Source organism: Leucobacter sp. GX24907 (assembly GCF_053567335.1).
Genome location: NZ_JBSGPD010000002.1, coordinates 184,413 through 202,779 on the forward strand (window position 1 = coordinate 184,413; position 18,367 = coordinate 202,779).

The following is an 18,367-nucleotide window of genomic DNA, read 5'->3' on the forward strand; positions in this document are numbered from 1 at the left end:
TCTCGCTGGCGAACCCAAAAGCGATCGGAGGGATCCATCTCGCCGGTGCCGGTTTGGGCCACATGCCCGTGGCACCCATCGGGTTCCCTGCAGCGGTGCAGTATTCTGGGCCTCGAACGGATCGGGCCGAACTGCGCCCGGCTGCCGTACGCAACCACAGCTTCTCATTCTACCCCCTGCATCGCTGCTTGTCAGGGGAGGTGACCCTTAGTAGAGGAGCGAGCTCAGCCGTGGCCGAAAGGAATCGTGTGACCGACACACAGAGCGTCAGGACTCGAACACTCGAAGGGGCTATGCCCCGTTCACTGCGGTTCTGGGCGTGGTGCTCGTTCGTGCTGAACGTGATCATCATCGGCACCGGCGGCGCGGTCCGACTGACGGGCTCGGGGCTCGGTTGCTCGGAGTGGCCGTTATGCACCCCTGACTCGCTCGTGCCCACGCAGGAGATGGGAATCCACGGCATCATCGAGTTCGGTAACCGCACTATCACGGGGCTGCTGCTCGTAGCCGCGCTCGGGGTGCTCTTCACGGTGCTGCACGCGGTGGGCGGTGCGCGCCTCGCGAAGCACGCGCTGCGCTGGGCGCTGGTCTCAGTGCTCGTGGGCGCCGTCGTTGCGGCGCTCGTCGTGTTCGGCGGGTCGCAGCTGGTGGAGAATCTGTCGGAAGTCTTCGCGGTGAGTGCGCTTGCCGGGGCCGCCTTCTCTGGCGGCCTGCTGGTTGTCGTCGTCATCGCTGCAGTCGCGTCCTTGCGGAGAGAGGCGCGTCGCCGCGATCTTCCCGTGCTGGCCTGGATCGTGCTGATCGGCATCATGGCGCAGGCCTTCGTCGGCGGCATCACAGTGCTCACCGACCTGCACGCGCTCATCGTGGGCTTCCACTACGTCTCGTCTTTGGCGCTGGTGTGTGTAACGGCCGCCTTCCTGGTGCGCATGTACGAGGCCCCCGGGGCGCGCGAACGCGCAGTCCCGCTCCCCTACGCGATCGTCACACATGTCACCACGCTCTTCATGGCGGTCACCATCTTCGTCGGAGTGCTCACGACGGGAGCCGGCCCGCACTCGGGAGACGCCGACGTGATCCGTGACGGCTTCGACGCGACGCTGCTCAGCCACATCCATGCCTGGCCGGGATATATCTCGCTCGCGCTGGTGCTCGCGATCGCGGTGTGGGCCGGGGTGCGGCAGCTGCGGCCACGGCGCTGGTCGTACGCACTGCTCGCTGCGCTGCTCGTGCAGATCGCCGTCGGCATTTATCAGGCTCGCAACGGCCTGCCGCCGTTCGCGGTGGGTGTGCACATGGTGTTGGCCTCGCTCACGGCCGCGGCTATGACGGTGACGGTGCTCCGGCTCAAGCAGCCGGCCCAGCACCACCACGACGGAGCATCGCTCGGCGACTGAGGATCACCAGCGTGAGACTCAACGAAACGAGCAAGAGGTAGCCAGAGAATCCCCAGACCTCGGGAGCCCAGGATGTCATCGTGAGCAGCGTGATGACTGAACCGAGCACGGTGAGCACGAACAGGAACACCGATTCCGAGTTCGGGTCGTGCCAGGCCTTGCGGAAGGTCGGAATCGCGGCCACGCCGTCGGCGATGATCGCGAGGAAGACTGCGTAGCGCGCATCGCCGGCCGTGATCCAAGCGATGAGTGCGATGAGTGCGAACACGCCGCACCAGATGTCGAAGACGGTGACTCGTACGCGACCGTGACGGGTGAGAAGTGCCGCGATGAAGACGATGAGTGGACCGAGACCCGAGCCCAGCGTCTGCAGCGAGGGCATGCCGACACCGGAATCGAGCTGCGCGAAGAAGCCGATGAGTGGGGCCGCGGCCCAGAGGGACCAGGTCACCAGGTTGGGTCGTACCTTGCCTCGGATCGTGAGATAGGCGTAGCGCCCGGCGCCCACCATGCTCAGCGCAAGGGTGACGAGTACCCAGTTCGGGTCGATCACGCGTTCCTCCTCAGCCCACGGACGTCAGGATCTGGACCGGGAGACTCCCCGTCCAGGACGACCTTAGGCGAAGTGGAGCAGCGGGTCGACTGCGATCGCGATCGAGAGCACCGACAAGTAGCTGATGGACCCGTGGAAGACCCGCATCGGCTTACCCTCCTGGCCACGGATCGCACTGCCGTACAGGCGGTGAGACTCCACGATGAAGTAGCCGCCGGAGAGCAGGGCGACGGCGGTGTAGATCCACCCCATCTGCCCTGCGGGGATCAGCAGTAGGCTCGAGGCGACAGTCGCCCAGGCGTACAGGATGATCTGCAGACCGACCGTGGTGCGACCGCGAACGACGCCCAGCATCGGAACGCCGGCCGCTGCGTAGTCGTCTCGATACCGCATGGAGAGCGGCCAGTAGTGCGCCGGAGTCCAGAGGAAGATGATGAGGAAGAACACCCAGGCCGCCCAATCGAGCGATCCGGTGACTGCGGCCCAGCCGATGAGTACGGGGAAACAGCCCGCGATTCCGCCCCAGATGATGTTCTGCTCGCTGCGACCCTTGAGCCACATGGTGTAGACCACGACATAGGTGAAGATCGCTGCAGCACCGAGCATCGCTGCGAGCCAGTTCGTGGTGAAATAGAGCCAGACGATCGACAGCACGCCGAGCACCCAGGCGAACACCAGCGCGCTGCGGTCGGAGATCTCACCGGTCACCAGCGGACGGTTGCGCGTCCGTCGCATGAGGCGATCGGCTTCGCGGTCGATGTAGCAATTGAAGGCGCCGGCGGAGCCTGCGCTCATGGCTCCGCCGATGAGCGTTGCGAGTACGAGCCACAGGTTCGGGATGCCGCGCTCCGCGAGGATCATCGCGGGTACGGTCACGACAAGCAGAAGCTCCATGACTCGCGGCTTGGTGAGAGATACGTACGCCTTCACCGTGCTTGCGAAACCGGAGCTGGGTCGCGTCTTGCGAACCTGCGCTGGGGTCTGAATCTCGGCTGACATCACCCTCAATGGTACCGTGCCCGCGCTAAGCTTGATACCTGTGTGCCCGATCAGCGCGGCACCGGGTTTTGAGAGGCTGGGCAGTGGCAGAGGAATTGAAGTGGGACGAGCTCGACGACCTCGCGGTGGATACCGCGCGAGTGCTCGCGGCTGACGCGGTCGAGCAGGCCGGCAACGGACACCCGGGAACCGCGATTAGCCTGGCCCCCCTCTCCTACCTCTTGCACCAGCGCGTCATGCGGCATGACCCCGCCGACCCCGATTGGATCGGACGCGACCGCTTCATCCTCTCGGTCGGGCACTCGTCGCTGACGCAGTACGTACAGCTCTACCTGGGCGGTTACGGCCTGGAGCTCGACGACATCCGAGCGCTGCGCACCTGGGGATCGAAGACCCCGGGCCACCCTGAGTACGGGCACACCGCCGGAGTCGAGATCACAACGGGTCCGCTCGGCCAGGGCCTCGCCTCGGCGGTGGGTTTCGCGTTCGCGGCCCGGTACGAGCGCGGACTCTTCGACCCGGACGCAGCTCCGGGCACGAGCCCCTTCGACCACTTCGTCTATGTCGTCGCCGGTGACGGCGACCTCCAGGAGGGCGTGACTGCCGAGGCATCCTCGCTCGCGGGCCATCAGGAGCTCGGCAACCTCATCGCGATCTACGACTCCAACCAGATCTCCATCGAAGACGACACCGACATCTCCTTCTCCGAGGATGTCGCCCAGCGTTACGAGTCGTACGGCTGGCAGGTGCTCGAGGTCGACTGGAAGAAGACCGGCGAATATGTCGAGGATCTGGTCGAGCTGCACCGCGCGATCGAGGCGGCGAAGTCCGAGACGTCGAAGCCATCTCTCATCGTGCTGAAGACCATCATCGGGTGGCCGAGCCCGGGGAAGCAGAACACCGGGGGCATTCACGGCGCGAAGTTGGGCGCCGACGAGCTCGCAGGCCTGAAGGAAGCGCTCGGCTTCGACCCGGAACAGCACTTCGTCGTCAGCGATGAGGTCATCGCACACACGCGCAAGGCGGTCGATCGCGGTGCTGAGCGCCGTGCGGAGTGGCAGCGCTCCTTCGATGCCTGGAGCGAGCGCAACCCTGAACGGAAGGCGTTGCTCGATCGGCTCGAGGCACGCGAACTTCCTGAAGGGGTGCTCGAGGCGCTCCCCTCCTTCGAGCCTGGCGCGAGCGTTGCGACCCGCTCTGCGAGCGGTAAGACCCTTGCTGCGCTCGGCCCGATCATGCCGGAGCTCTGGGGCGGATCCGCCGACCTCGCGGGATCGAACAACACTACGATTCCGGGAGTCCCGTCGTTCGTACCCGCGCGTCGATCGACCGGCGCTTGGCAGGGCGAGCCGTACGGCCGGGTGCTGCACTTCGGTATTCGCGAGCATGCCATGGGTGCGATCCTCAACGGAATTCAGTTGCACGGACGTACCCGCAGCTACGGCGGAACGTTCCTGCAGTTTGCCGACTACATGCGACCCGCGGTGCGTCTCGCGGCACTCATGAACATCCCGAGCATCTTCGTCTGGACCCACGACTCCATTGCGTTGGGCGAAGACGGCCCGACGCACCAGCCCATCGAGCACCTCGCCGCACTACGGGCGATCCCGAACCTCGCGATCGTGCGGCCCGCCGACGCGAATGAAACCGTGATCGCCTGGCACGAGACGCTGAGCCGCCACGGTGGCCCAATCGGGCTCGCGCTCACGCGTCAGAACGTGCCCGTGCTTCCTCGCGGCGGAGAGTTCGCCAGCGAGGCGCAGGCCGCGGAGGGCGTGCGTCGCGGCGCCTACGTACTCGCCGACTCCCCTACCGACTCGATCGATGTGCTGCTGATCGGAACGGGCTCCGAGGTACAGCTCGCAGTCGAGGCACGCGAGCGACTGGCCGCGGACGGCATCGGTGCCCGCGTCGTATCGATGCCCTGCGTCGAGTGGTTCGCCGAGCAGAGCGACGACTACCGCGAAAGCGTGCTGCCGAGTGCGGTTACGGCGCGAGTAAGCGTGGAGGCCGGTATCGCGTTGGGCTGGGAGCGGTTCGTTGGAGCGAATGGACGTTCCGTCTCCATCGAGACATTCGGGGCCTCCGCTGACTTCGAGACACTGTTCCGCGAGTTCGGCATCACGACCGATGCGGTCGTGGCCGCAGCGAAGGACTCCCTGGGCGCGTGAGCGTCGGCAACGCTCAAGAAAGGCACACCATGACCACCACCCCCACGGCGAAGTTGAGCGAATCAGGTGTGAGCATCTGGCTCGACGATCTCTCCCGCAGCCGTATCGACAGCGGCAACCTTGCCGAACTCATCGTCGACCGCGATGTTGTGGGTGTGACGACGAACCCGACGATCTTCGCGAACGCCATCGGCGCGGGCGACGGGTACGGAGCACGCATCGCCGATTGCGCGGCGCGCGGTCTCGACGCGAACGATACCATCATCGAGCTCACGACCGCGGACGTCTCCGATGCCTGCGACGTCTTCGCTTCGGTATATGAGCGCTCGGACGGCCTCGACGGACGAGTGTCGATCGAGGTCGAGCCCGGGCTCGCGCATGACACCGAGGGCACGGTGGCCCAGGCGGTGGCGCTCTGGGAGCGCGTCGATCGCCCCAATGCCATGATCAAGATTCCCGCGACCGAGGCCGGAGTGCTCGCGATTGCTGACGTGATCGCGCGCGGTATCAGCGTCAACGTGACGCTGATCTTCAGCCTCGAGCGCTACCGGCAGGTCATCAACGCATATCTCTCGGGTCTCGAACGCGCTCGCGCGGCTGGAATCGAGCTGTCGACCATCCACTCGGTCGCCTCCTTCTTCGTCTCTCGTCTCGACACTGAGATCGATCGTCGACTCGACGAAGTGGGAACCGACGAGGCCCGCGCGCTTCGGGGTACCGCAGGACTTGCGAATGCACGCCTCGCGTACGAGGTCTTCGAACAGGGCTTCAGCTCGGAACGCGCGGCGCTGCTGCGCGATGTCGGGGCAAACGATCAGCGGCCGTTGTGGGCCTCGACAGGTGTGAAGGATCCGGCGTTGCCGGATACGCTCTACGTCACCGAGCTGATCGCCGAGGGCATTGTCAACACCATGCCTGCCGCCACGCTTGAAGCGGTCGCCGATCACGCTGAGATCACGGGCGATACCATCACCGCGAACTACCGGGAGGCCGGCCTGGCCCTGAACGCGATCGCCGCGCAAGGCATCGACTACGTTGAGGTGACTGAGCTGTTGGAGCGCGAGGGCCTGCAGAAGTTCGAGGCGTCGTGGATCGAACTCGTCGATACCGTTCGATCGGCTCTGCGGGACGCGGAATGACCGTCGACCTGGAGGTCGGTTCTCACGTCGCAGACGCGGAGGCGGGTGTCTCGCGGCTGGTCGCTGATCGGGCCGCGAGCAGGCTGTTCGCCGGAGACGCCGGGCTGTGGGGCCCGGAGCATCGAGACGAGGCGCTTCACAGGCTGGGCTGGACGCACTGCGCTTTGCAGACGGGACCACTGATCACCGAAATCACGGAGGTGCGAGAGGCGCTTCGTAGTGATGGGGTGGACCGAGTGGTTCTGTGCGGCATGGGAGGATCAAGCCTCGCGCCGGAGATCATTTCCCGATGGGGCGGTGTGGCGCTGGAGATCCTGGACTCGACGCATCCCGAGCAGGTGCGTCGAGCGGTCGACGGTGACCTGGGCCGCACCGCGGTTGTGGTGAGTTCCAAGTCCGGCTCGACGATCGACACACTGAGCCACCTGGCCACCTTCGAGCACGCGTATGAGAATGCGGGTATAGACGCGGCTTCGCGCATCGTCATCGTCACCGATGCCGGTTCTCCTCTGGAAGCCGAATCGCTCGCTGCCGGCCGTCGGGTCTTCCGTGCGGATCCGGACGTAGGAGGACGCTACTCCGCCCTGACCGCATTTGGTCTTGTGCCTTCGGGGCTCGCCGGAGCGGATATCGCAGGGCTGGTTGCCGAAGCGGAGGCTGTGCAGGATGAGTTCGCGCGAGACGACGCGGAGAACCCGGCCATCGGGCTTGCTGCGCTGCTCGCGGCCGGGCTCCCTGATCGCTATCTGCTCGCGCTGCGTTCGGCGGTCGACGCCGACTGGGAGCTTGGCGAGTGGGTTGAGCAACTCATCGCGGAGTCGACCGGCAAGAACGGAACTGGAATGCTGCCGATCGCGCTGCAGCGGGACGCTCCGGAGTTCTCCGAAGAGATTCCGGACACCATGCTGGTCTCGACCATCGCTGCGGAGCCGCGGGGCGCCGATGCCCCAGCGTTACGTGGGGCCGAACTGATCGTCTCGGGTGCCCTCGGGGCGCAGCTGCTGCTGTGGGAGTCCGCGACAGCACTCCTCGGACGCCTGCTCGGAATCAACCCGTTCGATCAGCCGGATGTCGAGTCGGCGAAGGAGGCTGCCCGCGAGATCCTCCGGGCGGAGGCCGTCGAAGCGCCCGCCCTCTGTACATTGCGCGACGTCACGGATGTCGAAGTGCTCTCCGGAGGCACGGCGCTCACTGACAGCGCTCGAGTGTGCCGAGCACTCCGCTCCGCGGTGCGACCCGACGGATACGTGTCAGTGCAGGCTTATCTCACGCGGGATTCCGAGACCGACACCGCGCTCGAGGCATTGCGAGACGAGCTGTTCCGGTCCTTGGGCGTTCCAGTCACCTTGGACTGGGGCCCTCGGTTCCTGCACTCCACAGGTCAGTTCCACAAGGGCGGCCCGGCCCGCGGGGTGTTCCTGCAGATTCTTGATCGGGCGGAGCCTGAGCTCGACATTCCGGGTTCGGAGACCGGATTCGGGGCCCTCATCTCGGCCCAGGCGCACGGTGATCGGCGAGTTCTTCTCACTCGAGGGATGCCCGTCATCGCACTGCGGTGCTCTCAGCCCAAATCACTTGCCGATGCACTCCGCAGAGCACTCGTCACGACCGATTAGGCCCATGGCCGGGACGCCGTAGGGCGGGACCTCTGAAGAGGTCCCGCCCTACGGCGTCTTCGATCCGTGCACAGTACGCGTGATATCAGTACCGCTGCGGGTTCACACGAGGGAGGCTATGCGCTGCGCTTCACCGAACCGCGACGTTCGCGCAGCTTCTGCAAGGCCTGCTCGAGGAGCTCGTCGGCCTCTTCAGGCGTACGGCGCTCCTTCACATAGGCGAGATGAGTCTTGTACGGCTCGTTCTTCGACAGCGACGGCGGGTTATTGCGATCGCGACCTGCCGGGAGTCCGGTGTGCGGGGAATCGATCAGCTCCGGAATGTCTTCATCTGTCACGTCCGCGGCAAAGTAGCGAACTGTCTCGTTGCCGAGAGCATCCCAGTACGAGATCGCGACGCGCTCGGCACGAGAGCCATGGTCCTTCTCCCCCATGGGTCCGGAACCGACGCGTGCGCCGCGAATTGCATTGCTGCCTACCACGAATATCCTTTCTGATGAGCCAGAGGCTCGACAGAGTCGAGAGAAAAGAACCTGTGCCGAACGCCGATTAGATGACGGCGAAGCGCGCGATGAGGCCGAGCCCGATAATCGAGAAGAACCAGATCAGCGACACGACGATGGTGATGCGGTTGAGGTTGCGCTCCGCAACGCCAGACGACCCCAGGGCCGAGGTCATGCCGCCACCGAACATGTCGGAGAGGCCACCGCCGCGTCCCTTGTGCAACAGGATGAACAGGGTGAGCAGCAGGCTCGTGATCACGAGGATCGAGATGAGCACGATGTTCAGGATGAGCACACGGGCCACCTTTCAGAATCTGAGACGCAGAACGCCAACGTACAGTATAACGCGAGTTGTGCGGCCGTCGACCGGCTACGCGCCGGTGACGTGGCTGCGGAAGCGCACAATGCGCGAGAACTCCTCCGCCTTCAGGCTCGCGCCTCCGACCAGCGCGCCGTCGATGTTCGGCTGACGCATGAGCGCGGCGATGTTCTGGCTGCTTACAGAACCCCCGTAGAGTACTCGCGTTGAGATCGCGCTTTCAGGACCGAGACGGCGATGCAGCTGCTCGCGCAGTGCTCGACATACTTCCTCCGCCTGCTCCGGGGTTGCCGCCTGACCGCTTCCGATCGCCCAGACGGGCTCGTAGGCGACGACGAACTCTGCATCGGCGGAGAGCGTCGCGAGTACCGCATCGAGCTGAGCGACGGGGATCGCCGCAGCGCCGTGCTCCTCAAGATCTGCAGCGGTCTCGCCGACGCACACCACGGGAACGAGCCCCGCACGAATCGCTGCCGCGGCCTTCGCACCGACGAGGTCATCGTCTTCAGCGTGATCGGCTCGACGTTCGGAATGCCCCACGATCGCGTATTTGACGTCGAGCTTGGTGAGGAAGGCTGCTGACACGTCGCCGGTATGGGCACCGGATTCGTGCTGTGAAACGTCTTGGGCCCCGAGCGCAAGTTCTAAGCGATCTGCCGCAAGCAGGGTCTGCACCGACCGGAGATCGGTGAACGGTGGAAATACCGCGACCTCGACGTCGTCGTAGTCGTGCCGCGCGTCCTTCAACGACCACGAGAGCTTCTGCACGAACGCAATTGCCTGCAGATGGTCGAAGTTCATCTTCCAGTTGCCCGCGATGAGCGGCGTGCGCTCTCCCGGAGGGAGCTGCGCGAGTGGTGATTCGCCTGCTTCGGTTGCTGTCGCAGCGATGGGGTCGGTCACGCGAGTACCTCCAAGCCGGGAAGCGCCTGACCCTCGAGGTACTCGAGACTGGCGCCACCACCCGTTGAAATATGGCTGAACTGGTCGTCCGTGAAACCCAGTGCCCGGACGGCCGCTGCGGAATCTCCTCCGCCGATGACGGTGAAAGCGGAAGTGTCGGCGAGCGCACGGGCCACGGTGCGGGTTCCACCGGAGAATGCCTCCATCTCGAACACGCCCATGGGGCCGTTCCAGAACACGGTTGCCGATTGCGACAGGAGCTCGGCGAACTCCGTTGCCGACTCGGGGCCGATATCGAGGCCGATGCCGTGCTCGCCGAACGAAGAGCTCTCGATCGCATGCGCTGCGACGACTTCATGCGCGGCATCCGCCGCGAACTTCTCGGCGACGACGATATCGGTGGGGAGCACGATGCGTACGCCGCGGCGTTCAGCCTCTGCAAGATAGCCGCGCACGGTATCGAGCTGATCCTCCTCGAGCAGGCTGGCGGCAACACCATGACCCTCGGCCGCGAGGAAGGTGAACAGCATGCCGCCACCGATCAGCAACGTGTCAACGCGTTCAAGCAGGTGCTCGATCACGCCGAGTTTGTCTGAGACCTTGGAGCCGCCGAGCACGACAGTGTACGGACGCTCGGGAGACTCGGTGAGACGACGCAGCACGTCGAGTTCTGCCGCAACGAGGCGGCCGGCCGCACTGGGCAACTGTTCCGCAAGATCGGTGACGGAAGCCTGTCGGCGATGCACCACGCCGAAACCATCGGATACAAATGCATCTCCGAAGGCCGCGATGCGGGCGGCGAAGGCAGCACGCTCCTCGGTGTCTTTGCTCGTCTCCCCCGCATTGAAGCGAAGGTTCTCAAGAAGAAGTACGTCGCCGTCGGCGAGGGCTGCCACCGCAGCGGCGGCTTCATCCCCGATGGTCTCGGGGACGAAGCCGACCGGAGCACCCAAGAGTTCAGACATGCGTACGGAAACGGGGCGCAAGGAGAAGCGCTCATCGGGTTCGCCCTTCGGGCGGCCGAGATGGCTGATGAGCACGACCCTGGCGCCCGCCTCGCGGAGTTCACGGATCGTGGTGAGTGACGCACGGATGCGTCCGTCGTCGGTGATCTTCCCATCCGCGAGCGGCACGTTGAGATCGCACCGCACGATCACCGTCTTCGAACGCAGCTGACCGAGGGACTCGAGGGTTCGCATAGCTGAAACTGATACTCCTGGGGCTATCGGATGACGGGAGTGAACGTGCTTAGATCAGGCCGGGTGTCTGCGTGCGAGCGTTCTCGAAGCGCTGCGCGACGTCCTGCCAGTTCGCGATGTTCCAGAACGCCTTCACGTAGTCAGCCTTGACATTCAGGTAGTCGAGGTAGAACGCGTGCTCCCACATGTCGAGCATCAGCAGAGGAGTCAGCCCGAGCGGGACGTTGCCCTGCTGATCGAACAGCTGGAAGATCGACAGGCGCTGACCCACCGCATCCCATGCGAGCACCGACCAGCCCGAGCCCTGAATTCCGTTTGCGACTGCCGCGAAATGAGCCTGGAACTTGGCAAACGAACCAAACTGCTCGGTGATCGCCGCAGCAAGTTCGCCCTCGGGCTCCCCGCCGCCCTCCGGCGACAGGTTGTTCCAGAAGACGGTGTGGTTCGTGTGTCCACCGAGGTGGAACGCGAGGTCCTTCTCCAGCTTGTTCACGTTCGCGAGGTCATCGTTCTCACGAGCTGCGGCGAGCTGCTCGAGCGCGTTGTTCGCACCGGTGACGTACGCCTGATGATGCTTATCGTGGTGCAGCTCCATGATCTTGCCGCTGATGTGCGGCTCGAGAGCGGCGTAGTCGTAGGGAAGTTCGGGAAGCGTGTACTGAGCCATGTGTCTCTCCTTCGTCGGATTCCGTATGGGCACCAGCCAGTCTAGACCCGGCACAGCTCGGGTCGCCGGAGAGTTCCCGCAGAGCGGAACCTTACATCGTGTCGAGGTCTTCCGGCAGGCTTGCCTCAGTGCCGGGAATCCCCCGGACCTCGGCTTCCTTGTCCGCCATCGCGAGCAGGCGACGGATGCGCCCCGCGATGGCGTCCTTCGTCAGCGGCGGCTCGGCCCGTGCACCGAGATCGTCGAGACTTGCCTCCCGATGCGCCAATCGCAGCGACCCGGCGTAAGCGAGATGCTCGGGAGCAGAGTCGCCGAGGATCTCGAGCGCGCGTTCCACTCGTGCACAGGCCGCAACCGACGCCTGCGCCGATCGTCGAAGGTTGGCATCGTCAAAATTCACGAGACGGTTTGCCGTTGCGCGGGTCTCACGTGCGCGGCGCAGTTCATCCCATTGCTCGCGAGCTTGAGTGGCGCCCATGGCGCCGAGCATTTCTCCGATGGTCTCGCTGTCGCGGATGACCACCTTGTGCTGCCCACGGATCTCACGGTTCTTCACCTGGATGCCGATGCGGCCCGCTGCACCCACCAGGGCCATCGCAACCTCGTTCGTCGGGCAGATGACCTCGAGCGCGGCGGAGCGGCCGGGAGGGGTGAGGGTCCCGCGCGCGAGGAACGCGCCGCGCCAGATCGCGGTGAGCTCATTCGTCGCTCCGGTCGCAAGACGATTCGGCAGACCTCGGATCGGCCGCCGCCGCGGATCGAGCAAACCGAGCTGGCGGGCGAGTGTTTCGCCATCGAGCACGCGCACCAGGAACTGCGGTGCGCCCGCCCGTGTCGACGACGGGGGAAGCTGCTTCGCCTCGGACCGTACTCCGTAGAGTTCCGCAAGGTCCTTGCGCACACGCTGCACGATCTGCGGAGTGTGCAGCTCGGCCTCGAGGGCGATCCGGCCCGAGATCGTGTGAAGCCCGCCAGCGAGACGGAGCACCGTGGCGACTTCGGCCGCCCGTTCGCTGGTGCGCCCGGTCTGAACTCTGACGAGTTCGCTTCTCACTTCGGGGGTCGAAGACACGAAGATTTTCCTCTCGATCGGAAGGACGAAATACTACTGGAGCGGGACGGCGCTATTCGCGGCCCAGATCGCGGTGGCGCAGACTCACACTCACTCCGGGCAACCCGGCAAGCCTATCTGCGAGTTCGCGAGCCATGGCGACCGAGCGGTGCTTGCCGCCGGTGCAGCCAACACCCAAGGAGGCAAGGCGCTTATTCTCTCGCTGAAACCCAGCGAACACGGGCGTCAGTGCGGCCACGTAGTGCTCGAGAAACTCCGCGGCCCCTTCGCGCCCGAGAACGTAGTCTTTCACCTCGGCGTCGACGCCCGTCAGCGGACGAAGGTCGGGCTCCCAGAACGGATTGGGGAGAAAACGCATGTCGGCGATGAGGTCAACATCGGTGGGAGCACCGTACTTGAAGCCGAAGCTTTGAATGGTCAGTTGCAGACCCGGGGTCGCATCGTCCGAGAACATCTCGCGGGTTGCGGTCGCGAGGTCATGCGGGTTGTAGCGGGACGTGTCGATGACGACGTCACTCGAGGCACGCAGCTCCAGCAGCCGTTCGCGCTCGAGCTTGATGCCGTCGAGCAGCGATCCTGTTCCCTGGAGCGGGTGAGGGCGTCGCACGGATTCGTAACGTCGCACGAGGATGTCGTCGGTTGCGTCGAGGAACACGACGCGCACTGTGGCGTACTGACGAAGCTCTTCGACGGTCTCCTGAATATCGTGAAAGAGGTCGCGGCCGCGGACATCGACAACGGCGACGATACGCGAGAGCACGCCACCTGATTTGTCGGCCATATCGGCGAGCGGGCGCAGCATCTGGAGAGGAAGGTTGTCTACGACGTACCAACCGAGGTCTTCCAGCGTGTTCGCGACGGTGCTGCGACCGGCGCCCGACATCCCGGTGACGACGAGGATCTCCTGCGCAGTATCAGCTTCCACCGCAGTTCACCCCTCTCCACTATCGGTCGACGACTCGCCGTCAATCTTACCGTCACTCGGGCCTTCTCGTTGGCCGGAGCTCCTCGCGAGGTGAGCAGAGATCTGCTCTGCGAGTTGTAAGCCAAGACCGGGTGCGGCGGAGATCTCCGCAGGGGTTGCGGCACGTAGACGAGTGACCGATCCGAAGTGCTTGAGCAGGGCCTGCACGCGTTTCGGTCCGAGACCCGGGATCTCGGAGAGCTGCGTCGCGATGGCCGTGCTGCGCCGTTGCCGTTGAAAGGTGATGGCGAAGCGGTGCGCCTCATCGCGAATGCGTTGGACGAGGAAGAGCGATTCACTGGTGCGCGGCAGGATCACCGGGAACGGATCATCGGGAAGCCAGATCTCCTCGAGACGCTTCGCGACACCGCACAGCGCGATTCCGTCGACGCCGACGTCACGGAGCGCGCGGGCCGCCGCGCGAACCTGCGGTTCACCGCCGTCGACGATCAGCAGCTGCGGCCGATCGCGGTAGCGCCCACTCGGCGGCTCGTCAGCCTCGGCCAATTGCTTGATCTGCGTCGCACGCCGCGTCACGACCTGGTAGATCGAATCCGTGTCGTCGGTGGTCTGCTCGATGCGGTACTTGCGATAGGCACCCTTCGCCGGAATGCCGTCTTCGAACACGACGAGGGAGGCGACCACTCCGGTGCCCTGGAGATGGGAGACGTCGACGCACTCGATGCGCAGTGGCGGTTCATCCATGCCGAGGGCGTCCTGCAGTTCGGCGAGAGCATCCGTCCGGGCAGCGAGATCGGCTGCGCGCTTGAGCTTGTGCCGAACGAGGTTCTCCCCCGCGTTCATCGCGGCGCGCTCGACGAGTTGCAGCTTGTCTCCGCGCTCCGGCACCCTGATGCGCACTGTGCCGCGACGGGGTCGACGATCCCGTAACGCGGATTCGAGTGCCTCTCGATTCTCGGGCAGCGAACGAACGAGAATCTCTGGCGGAGGTTCGCGATCCCCCGCATACGCCGTCTGAATGACCTGCTCGATCAGCCGTGCCGGCGAATCATCGAGATCGACATCGACGATCCAGCTTCGCTCACCGCGGATGCGCCCTCCGCGAATGATGAACTGGTGGGCGGCAGCGGCGAGCTCATCGGCACGCAGCCCGAAGACATCGAGGTTGACGTCATGCCCGAGTACGACAGCATTCTTCTCGATGACATGCTCGACGGCCTCGACCTGGTCGCGCAGTCGGGCCGCGTCTTCGTACCGCTGCTCCCCCGCTGCCACCTTCATCTCGCGCTGCATCGCACGCAGGTGCGACGTGAAGTTGCCGCTCAAGAACGAAACCAACTCGTTCACTCGCGCGCGGTGCTCCTCGATGGTGACCTGCTGGGAGCAGGGGCCGGCGCAGCGGCCGATCTGACTCGCCAGGCACGGCCTGCCGGAGCTCATGGCGCGCTTGTAGTCGCCGTCATTGCAGGTGCGGATCGGAAACGCCTCCTGCAGCAACGCCGCGGTCTCGCGCACCGCCCACACCTTCGGATACGGGCCGAAATAGCGGGCGCCGCGGATACGCTCATTACGCGTGATGAGGAGTCGCGGAGCCTCATCCTTCAGAGGCACCGCCAGATACGGATACGTCTTGTCGTCTTTGAACTGGACGTTGAAGGGAGGTTTGAACTCGGTGATCCAGGTGTGCTCGAGTACGAGCGACTCGGTGTCAGTCGCGACCACCGTCCAATCAACCTTCGCGGCAAGCGTGAGCATGCGCTGGGTGCGCGGCATGAGCGCGTGCATCGGCTGAAAGTAATTTGTCACCCGCGAACGCAGGTTCTTCGCTTTGCCGATGTAGAGCACGCGACCGTACTTGTCGGAGAAGCGGTAGACCCCAGGACTCGTCGGGATCTCGCCCTGGGCGGGGCGGAAGGCGGATCGCGGATCGTCGGGACTCACGCCGACGCCCGTGCAGCGGCCAGCGCCGACTTCCGCTCCCGTCCATCGAGTACCTCGGCGAGGAACCTGCCGGTGTGGCTCTCGGGATGCTTCGCGAGCTGTTCTGGTGTGCCCTCGGCCACGATCGTGCCACCGCCGGATCCGCCTTCGGGCCCGAGGTCGATCACCCAGTCGGCGCTGCGGATCACATCGAGATTATGTTCGATCGTGATCACCGTGTTTCCCTTGTCGACGAGACCGTTGAGCACGAGCAGGAGCTTGCGCACGTCTTCGAAGTGCAGACCCGTCGTGGGCTCATCGAGCACGTAGATGCTGCGACCGTTCGAACGCTTCTGCAGTTCTGTCGCCAGCTTGACGCGCTGCGCCTCGCCGCCCGACAGCGTGGTCGCGCTCTGGCCGAGGCGGACGTAGCCGAGTCCGACATCGACGAGAGTCTTCATGTACCGGTGGATGCTCGAAATCGGCTCGAAGAACTGCTCCGCCTCGGCAATGGGCATATCCAGAACCTCGGAGATGTTCTTGCCCTTGTAGCGGACCTGCAGAGTCTCACGGTTGTATCGCTTGCCTCCACAGGCTTCGCAGGCGACATAGACATCCGGGAGGAAGTTCATTTCGATCTTGAGCGTGCCGTCGCCCGAGCAGGCTTCGCAGCGTCCGCCCTTCACGTTGAAGCTGAAGCGTCCCGGCAAGTACCCGCGGATCTTCGCCTCGGGGGTTTCCGCGAAGAGGGTGCGGATCTTGTCGAAGACGCCCGTATAGGTGGCGGGGTTCGAACGGGGGGTGCGGCCGATCGGAGCCTGATCGACGTGCACGACCTTATCGAGGTGGTCGAGGCCCAGCACCCGGGTGTGCTTGCCGGGAACGAGCCTGGCGCCGTTCAGTTGGTTGGCAAGAACGCGGTAGAGGATGTCGTTGACCAGGGTTGACTTGCCTGACCCGGAGACCCCGGTGACGGCCGTCATCACGCCCAACGGGAAGGTGGCATCGACTCCCTTGAGGTTGTTGGATCGCGCGCCCACGACCTTCAGCTCTCGCTTACGGTCGCGCTTTCGCCTCCGTTTCGGAGTGTCGATGGAGCGTCGCCCGGCCAGGTAATCGCCCGTGATGGAGCGGCGGTTCTCGATGAGGTCGGTGTATCCCCCGGAGTGGACGACCGAGCCGCCCTCGACACCTGCCCCTGGCCCGATGTCGACGACCCAGTCGGCAGACTCAATCGTCTCTTCGTCGTGCTCGACGACGATCAGGGTGTTCCCCAGGTCGCGCAGCTTCAGCAGGGTTTCGATCAGGCGGCGGTTGTCGCGCTGGTGCAAACCGATGCTGGGTTCGTCGAGCACGTAGAGCACACCGGTGAGGCCGGAGCCGATCTGGGTGGCGAGACGGATGCGCTGCGCTTCACCGCCCGAGAGGGTACCCGCGGCCCGTGCAAGGGTGAGGTAGCCGAGGCCGACCTCGATGAGGAAGTCGAAGCGGAGGCGAATCTCGCGCAGCACCTGTGCAGCGATCTTCGCCTCGCGCTCTGTCAGAGTGACCTCCGCGAAGAAGCGCTGCGCGTCGGTGAGGCTGAACTCGCCGACGCCGGCGATGGATTCGCCGTGCACGGTCACCGCGAGCACTTCCGGCTTCAGCCGCCTGCCGCGACACGCGTGGCAGGGTACCTCGCGCAGGAACTCCGCCCAGCGATCGCGCTTCGTATCGGACTCCGCTTCGGCGTACTGCCGTTCGATGAACGGGATGACGCCCTCGAAACCGCTCGTGTACTTGACCTCCCGGCCGAAGCGATTCTTCCAGCGGACCCCGACCTTGAAGTTGTTGCCGTACAGCACCGCCTCGCGAACTTCGTCGCCGAGGTCTTGCCAGGGGGTGTTGAGCGAGAAGTCCAGATCCATCGACAGGCCGACGAGTAAGCGCTCGTAGTACTGGTACAGGCTCTTGCCCTGGCTGGTCCAGGGAACGATGACGCCCTCGCCGATCGACAGTTCGGGGTCGGCCAGCACCAGGTCTTCGTCGACGGACATGCTGGTGCCGAGACCAGAGCAGGCGGGGCATGCGCCGAAGGGTGCGTTGAATGAGAAGGTGCGCGGCTCGATCTCGGTGAGCTGCACGGGGTGCTGGTTCGGGCACGAGAGGTGTTCGCTGAAGGTCTGCGTGCGATCATCGGCCGCGGCATCGCGGTCGACGAAATCAATCACGACGAGTCCGTTGGCGAGCTTCAGTGCGGTCTCGAGTGAATCGGTCAGTCGACCGAGCACGTCGGGGCCGGCAACCAGTCGGTCGATCACGACTGAGATGTCGTGCTTGACCTGCTTCTTGAGCTTCGGCGGATCCGAGAGCTGCACGGTCTCGCCGTCGACGACGGCACGCGAATACCCGCCGGCGGCCAAGTCCTGGAAGAGATCGACGAACTCGCCCTTCTTCTGGGACACGACCGGAGCGAGCACTTGGAAGCGGGTGCGCTCGGGCAGCTCCATGAGTTGGTCGGCGATCTGTTGCACGGTCTGCGATGAAATGCGTTCACCGCAGACGGCACAGTGCGGCACACCGATGCGGGCCCAGAGCAAGCGCATGTAGTCGTAGATCTCGGTGATCGTACCGACGGTTGAACGCGGGTTGCGGTTGGTCGACTTCTGGTCGATGCTCACCGCCGGGCTGAGGCCCTCGATGAAATCGACGTCGGGGCGGTCGACCTGTCCGAGGAACTGCCGGGCGTACGCGCTCAAGCTTTCGACGTAGCGGCGTTGGCCTTCGGCGAAGATCGTGTCGAACGCGAGGCTCGACTTGCCGCTGCCGGAGAGCCCCGTGAAGACCACCATGGAGTCGCGCGGAATCGCGAGATCCACGTTCTTGAGATTGTGGACCCGGGCGCCCTGCACGCTGAGTTCGGCGTGGGCGGCCGACGAGCGGATGGGAGTCGGTGAGGTCTGCGAATTCACCGCATCAGTCTACGCTGTTCGGCCTGAAAATTC

At 64.8% G+C, this 18,367-nt stretch carries 15 protein-coding genes; 4 read left to right on the plus strand and 11 right to left on the minus strand.

Annotated features, from left to right (window positions below):
- Nucleotides 1-293: 293 nt before the first annotated feature.
- Entirely contained in the window at nucleotides 294-1,397 is a 1,104-nt protein-coding gene (locus ACUYV6_RS03755; protein WP_449277313.1) for a COX15/CtaA family protein, read from the plus strand.
- Here ACUYV6_RS03755 and ACUYV6_RS03760 read toward each other — a convergent pair.
- Together ACUYV6_RS03760 and ACUYV6_RS03765 are read right to left on the minus strand one after the other, a co-directional pair.
- Nucleotides 1,348-1,950 (minus strand): hypothetical protein, encoded by a 603-nt coding sequence (locus ACUYV6_RS03760; protein WP_449277314.1) that lies wholly within the window; start codon nucleotides 1,948-1,950, stop codon nucleotides 1,348-1,350. The genes ACUYV6_RS03755 and ACUYV6_RS03760 overlap by 50 nt on opposite strands.
- Nucleotides 1,951-2,013: 63 nt before the next feature.
- Nucleotides 2,014-2,949 carry a heme o synthase gene (locus ACUYV6_RS03765; protein WP_449277315.1) on the minus strand — a complete coding sequence of 312 codons (936 nt, stop codon included), beginning with the start codon at nucleotides 2,947-2,949 and terminating at the stop codon, nucleotides 2,014-2,016.
- Nucleotides 2,950-3,032: 83 nt separating this feature from the next.
- On the opposite strand from ACUYV6_RS03765, the gene tkt reads away from it, so the two are divergent.
- Genes tkt through ACUYV6_RS03780 form a run of 3 tightly spaced genes read left to right on the plus strand, consistent with a single transcriptional unit; the run spans nucleotide 3,033 to nucleotide 7,875 of the window.
- Nucleotides 3,033-5,120, plus strand: coding sequence for a transketolase (tkt, locus tag ACUYV6_RS03770; RefSeq protein ID WP_449277316.1), 2,088 nt, complete (start codon nucleotides 3,033-3,035; stop codon nucleotides 5,118-5,120).
- Between the two features lie 29 nt (nucleotides 5,121-5,149).
- Nucleotides 5,150-6,259 carry a transaldolase gene (gene tal / locus ACUYV6_RS03775; protein ID WP_449277317.1) on the plus strand — a complete coding sequence of 370 codons (1,110 nt, stop codon included), beginning with the start codon at nucleotides 5,150-5,152 and terminating at the stop codon, nucleotides 6,257-6,259.
- Complete coding sequence (locus ACUYV6_RS03780) at nucleotides 6,256-7,875, plus strand: glucose-6-phosphate isomerase (protein ID WP_449277318.1); 1,620 nt, start codon at nucleotides 6,256-6,258, stop codon at nucleotides 7,873-7,875. Before tal ends, ACUYV6_RS03780 begins: the two co-directional genes overlap by 4 nt.
- 116 nt (nucleotides 7,876-7,991) lie before the next feature.
- On the opposite strand, the gene ACUYV6_RS03785 is transcribed toward ACUYV6_RS03780, so the two are convergent.
- The 9 genes from ACUYV6_RS03785 to uvrA all read right to left on the minus strand — a co-directional run bounded on the left by ACUYV6_RS03785 (nucleotide 7,992) and on the right by uvrA (nucleotide 18,334).
- A complete protein-coding gene (locus ACUYV6_RS03785) occupies nucleotides 7,992-8,357 on the minus strand; it encodes an RNA polymerase-binding protein RbpA (RefSeq protein ID WP_449277319.1) in 366 nt (121 codons plus the stop codon).
- Nucleotides 8,358-8,424: 67 nt separating this feature from the next.
- Nucleotides 8,425-8,673 carry a preprotein translocase subunit SecG gene (gene secG, locus ACUYV6_RS03790; protein ID WP_449277554.1) on the minus strand — a complete coding sequence of 83 codons (249 nt, stop codon included), beginning with the start codon at nucleotides 8,671-8,673 and terminating at the stop codon, nucleotides 8,425-8,427.
- A 75-nt stretch (nucleotides 8,674-8,748) separates the two neighbouring features.
- Nucleotides 8,749-9,588, minus strand: coding sequence for a triose-phosphate isomerase (gene tpiA / locus ACUYV6_RS03795; protein ID WP_449277555.1), 840 nt, complete (start codon nucleotides 9,586-9,588; stop codon nucleotides 8,749-8,751).
- An 8-nt stretch (nucleotides 9,589-9,596) separates the two neighbouring features.
- Nucleotides 9,597-10,799, minus strand: coding sequence for a phosphoglycerate kinase (locus tag ACUYV6_RS03800; protein WP_449277320.1), 1,203 nt, complete (start codon nucleotides 10,797-10,799; stop codon nucleotides 9,597-9,599).
- 49 nt (nucleotides 10,800-10,848) lie between these two features.
- Nucleotides 10,849-11,466 (minus strand): superoxide dismutase, encoded by a 618-nt coding sequence (locus ACUYV6_RS03805; RefSeq protein WP_449277321.1) that lies wholly within the window; start codon nucleotides 11,464-11,466, stop codon nucleotides 10,849-10,851.
- A 91-nt stretch (nucleotides 11,467-11,557) separates the two neighbouring features.
- Complete coding sequence (whiA, locus tag ACUYV6_RS03810; RefSeq protein WP_449277322.1) at nucleotides 11,558-12,538, minus strand: DNA-binding protein WhiA; 981 nt, start codon at nucleotides 12,536-12,538, stop codon at nucleotides 11,558-11,560.
- A 52-nt stretch (nucleotides 12,539-12,590) separates the two neighbouring features.
- Complete coding sequence (rapZ, locus tag ACUYV6_RS03815) at nucleotides 12,591-13,463, minus strand: RNase adapter RapZ (protein ID WP_449277323.1); 873 nt, start codon at nucleotides 13,461-13,463, stop codon at nucleotides 12,591-12,593.
- Between the two features lie 6 nt (nucleotides 13,464-13,469).
- Nucleotides 13,470-15,404, minus strand: coding sequence for an excinuclease ABC subunit UvrC (gene uvrC, locus ACUYV6_RS03820; RefSeq protein WP_449277324.1), 1,935 nt, complete (start codon nucleotides 15,402-15,404; stop codon nucleotides 13,470-13,472).
- Nucleotides 15,401-18,334 carry an excinuclease ABC subunit UvrA gene (gene uvrA / locus ACUYV6_RS03825; protein WP_449277325.1) on the minus strand — a complete coding sequence of 978 codons (2,934 nt, stop codon included), beginning with the start codon at nucleotides 18,332-18,334 and terminating at the stop codon, nucleotides 15,401-15,403. The genes uvrC and uvrA overlap by 4 nt, the downstream gene beginning before the upstream one ends.
- Between the last annotated feature and the right edge of the window lie 33 nt (nucleotides 18,335-18,367).